Below are 3,246 nucleotides of genomic sequence, written 5' to 3' on the forward strand. Positions count from 1 at the left end.
CTCGCCAACGCCCCACCCGTTCAAGACAACCGGGTCGCCTGCCTTGAAGTCTGCATGCGTGGAGCTTGATACGGTGCCGGCAAAGTCGATGCCTGGAATCATCGGGTACTGTTTCACGATCGGTGACTTTCCGGTGATGGCCAGAGCATCCTTGTAGTTCAAGGTTGAGAAGGCTACATCCACGGTAACGTCGCCTTCCGGCAGTTCCGATTCTTGTATGGATGTCAGTGACACTTTTTGGTCGCCGCGTGATCCTTCAATGAGTATGCCTTTAAACATGTTGCCTCCGTGTTTGGGTTATGAGGATGGTTTTTCGTCCCGGGTCATGAGCCGCGAAGTAGCGACAAAAATCCCTGGGCGAACCGATCCAGTGGTTCTGGGGATTGATCCAGCTTTGCGCGCAACACCGCGCCCTCCCAACCAATCCAGAAGAAGTGCGCCATCTGATCGCACTTTAGATCCTTGGAAATCTCACCGGCCTGCTGGGCCTCTCTCAATACCCCAGCGGTGCGGCACTCCCAGTCCGTGAAAACGTCCTGTAACAGAACACGGAAACCCTCGGGCAGGGCGGTCATTTCCTGTCCCAGATTGCCGATCAGGCAGCCGCGGCGATACTCGAACCTGGCCATGCCCGTTTTGGCATCCTCAACAAACGCTTCGAGCCGCTGCAGGGGAGTGAGGGCGCGATCTTCAAACCAGCGATCAAGTTTGCGCGCAAAATAGCGGCCGTAGGCTTCGATCAGGATCCGGCCGAAGGCTTCTTTATTGTCGAAGTAGTGGTAGAAGGAGCCTTTCGGTACGCCGGCTTTGCGAAGTATTTCGTCGATGCCGGTGGAGGAGTAACCCTTCTCCGTCAGCACTGACAGGCCCACGGTGATGAGCGTTTCGCGGGTATCCCTGAAATCGGCATTTTCAGTCTTCGGGGGGCGGCCCCGTTTTCGCTTGATGTCTGCTGTCTGGTTCATCGTCTTGACTCAATTTAGACCGATCGTCTATTTAATTATCAGAATAAACTAGACTGGTCGTCTAATAAAATCAAGTGCAGTTGCTATGGGGTGCAGCCAGGGCGGAATGGGATTCGCTCTCCCAAGTGGGAGCGATGCTACTTTGTGGTGGCCAAAAACAGTTCCAAAGTACCATATTGGCCCCTTGCCCCGGCCGATAGGATGGGAACTGGGTTATCGGCAATGTCGTTGATTCACCCTCAATGCGCTAACAATCATGACAATAGAGGTGAGCATTATGTGGACCAAACCAGCCTACGAAGATCTCCGCATCGGTTTCGAAGTCACCATGTACTTCGCCAATCGCTGAGTGCTGAAGCGGCCAGCCTCGAGCTGGCCGTTTTGCTTGTGGAGTGACCCACCATGTTGATTCACGTTCTGGGCTCCGCTGCAGGCGGTGGCTTTCCCCAGTGGAACTGTAACTGCGCCAACTGCGACGGCTTCCGGAAGGGCACCCTGAACGCCCGGGCCCGTACCCAGTCTTCCATTGCCATCAGTGAAGACGGCGAGCACTGGATCTTGTTTAACGCCTCCCCCGACATTCGCGCCCAGTTGGCTTCCTTCGAAGCGATGCAGCCGGCACGTGCTCTGAGGGATACCGGCATTGATGCCATTGTGCTGATGGACAGCCAGGTGGACCACACCACCGGCCTGCTGTCCCTGCGCGAGGGACTGCCGATGGACGTCTGGTGTACCGAACAGGTGCATGAAGACCTCAGTGGTGGTTTTCCGCTGTTCACCATGCTCACGCACTGGAACGGTGGCCTGAACTGGCAGCGCATCGAGGCATCCGAGCAGACGCCTTTTACCATTCCCTGCGCACCGTCCATCGAGCTGACCGCCATTCCGCTGCTGAGCAACGCACCCCCGTATTCACCGCGCCGGGACAACCCGCACTCGGGCGATAACATTGGCCTGTTCCTGAAAGACACCCGCACCGGTCAGACCGTACTCTATGCCCCGGGCCTCGGCGAACCCGACGACCGTATTCTCGGCTGGATGCGCCAGGCCGACGTGCTGATGGTGGACGGGACCGTCTGGCACGACGACGAGATGATCCGCCAGGAAGTAGGCACCAAGACCGGCCAGGCCATGGGTCATCTGGCCCAGAGCGGCCCGGGTGGCATGATCGAGGTGCTCGACACCATGCCGGCCCAGCGCAAGATCCTGATACACATCAACAACACCAACCCGATCCTGAACGAGGACTCCCCGGAGCGGGCGGAGCTGACCCGCCACGGCATCGAGGTGTCCTGGGATGGAATGCACATCGACCTGTCGGGGCAGCCATGAACGCCAAAGCCAACACCGCCATGAACCGGACGGATTTCGAGCAGGCCCTGCGCGCCAAGGGCCAGTACTACCACATCCACCACCCGTACCATAAAGCCATGTACGGCGGGCAGTGCACGCCCGAACAGATCCGCGGCTGGGTGGCCAACCGGTACTACTACCAGATCAAAATTCCCCAGAAAGACTCCGCCATCATGGCCAACTGCCCGGACGCTGGTGTGCGCCGGCTCTGGCTGCAGCGGATTCTGGATCACGATGGCCACGACGGCGATGTCGGCGGCATAGAAGCCTGGCTGTCCCTGGCCGAAGCCGTGGGCCTGAGCCGGGAAGAGGTGATTGATCAACGCCACGTGCTGCCCGGGGTACGCTTTGCCGTGGACGCCTACCTGAACTTCGCCCGCCGGGCGACCTGGCAGGAGGCGGCCTGTTCGTCACTGACCGAGCTGTTTGCCCCGGAAATCCATCAGTCCCGACTGGACAGCTGGCCCGCCCACTATCCGTGGATTGAAGAGAGCGGCTACAGCTACTTCCGCAAGCGTCTGTCCGAAGCTCGACGAGACGTGGAACATGGCCTGATCATTACCCTGGACCATTTCACCACCGAGGCGCAGCAGGCCCGGGCCCTGGAGATTCTTCAGTTCAAGCTGGACATCCTCTGGACCATGCTGGATGCCATGACCATGGCCTACAGCCACCGCACCCCGCCGTACCACACCGTGACCGACGAACAGGTCTGGCACCGGGGACTGTAATGGAGGTGGGTATGCACGAAGTACCGCGTTTTCGGCGAGGATTCCGGTTCCAGTGGGAGCCGGCCCAGGAAAGTTATGTGCTGCTTTATCCGGAAGGTATGGTGAAGCTCAATGGCAGTGCCGGCGCCATTCTCAACGAGGTGGACGGTCAGCGTACCGTGGCCGACATCGTCGCCAGTCTGGAGCAGCAGTTCCCG

The 3,246-nt window shown here is 59.1% G+C and carries 6 protein-coding genes; 4 read left to right on the forward strand and 2 right to left on the reverse strand.

What is annotated here, in order from left to right; translation table 11 throughout:
- The coding region (locus tag B2W52_RS20565) for an alcohol dehydrogenase catalytic domain-containing protein (protein WP_286804002.1) at positions 1–279 on the reverse strand (279 nt) is incomplete at its 3' end.
- Between the two features lie 44 nt (positions 280–323).
- Positions 324–965 carry an acrylate utilization transcriptional regulator AcuR gene (gene acuR / locus B2W52_RS20570; protein WP_014578351.1) on the reverse strand — a complete coding sequence of 214 codons (642 nt, stop codon included), beginning with the start codon at positions 963–965 and terminating at the stop codon, positions 324–326.
- A 277-nt stretch (positions 966–1,242) separates the two neighbouring features.
- On the opposite strand from acuR, the gene pqqA reads away from it, so the two are divergent.
- From pqqA to pqqD, 4 genes are all read left to right on the forward strand, one after another.
- On the forward strand, positions 1,243–1,314 hold the full coding sequence (gene pqqA / locus B2W52_RS20575) for a pyrroloquinoline quinone precursor peptide PqqA (RefSeq protein ID WP_007153157.1): 72 nt from the start codon (positions 1,243–1,245) through the stop codon (positions 1,312–1,314).
- A 53-nt stretch (positions 1,315–1,367) separates the two neighbouring features.
- Positions 1,368–2,297 (forward strand): pyrroloquinoline quinone biosynthesis protein PqqB, encoded by a 930-nt coding sequence (pqqB, locus tag B2W52_RS20580; protein WP_273157219.1) that lies wholly within the window; start codon positions 1,368–1,370, stop codon positions 2,295–2,297.
- Positions 2,294–3,049 carry a pyrroloquinoline-quinone synthase PqqC gene (pqqC, locus tag B2W52_RS20585; protein ID WP_053113098.1) on the forward strand — a complete coding sequence of 252 codons (756 nt, stop codon included), beginning with the start codon at positions 2,294–2,296 and terminating at the stop codon, positions 3,047–3,049. The genes pqqB and pqqC overlap by 4 nt, the downstream gene beginning before the upstream one ends.
- Positions 3,049–3,246, forward strand: a 198-nt coding sequence (gene pqqD / locus B2W52_RS20590; RefSeq protein WP_286804003.1) for a pyrroloquinoline quinone biosynthesis peptide chaperone PqqD, incomplete at its 3' end; no start/stop codon positions are given. The genes pqqC and pqqD, both read left to right, overlap by 1 nt.

The organism is Marinobacter sp. UBA2498, from assembly GCF_002341575.1.
GTDB classification, from domain to species: domain Bacteria; phylum Pseudomonadota; class Gammaproteobacteria; order Pseudomonadales; family Oleiphilaceae; genus Marinobacter; species Marinobacter manganoxydans.

Excerpts from the sequence above, each read along its gene's own strand:
- acuR (WP_014578351.1), bottom strand. The coding sequence starts at position 965 with ATGAACCAGACAGCAGACATCAAGCGAAAACGGGGCCGCCCCCCGAAG.
- pqqB (WP_273157219.1), top strand. The coding sequence starts at position 1,368 with ATGTTGATTCACGTTCTGGGCTCCGCTGCAGGCGGTGGCTTTCCCCAG.
- pqqC (WP_053113098.1), top strand. The coding sequence starts at position 2,294 with ATGAACGCCAAAGCCAACACCGCCATGAACCGGACGGATTTCGAGCAG.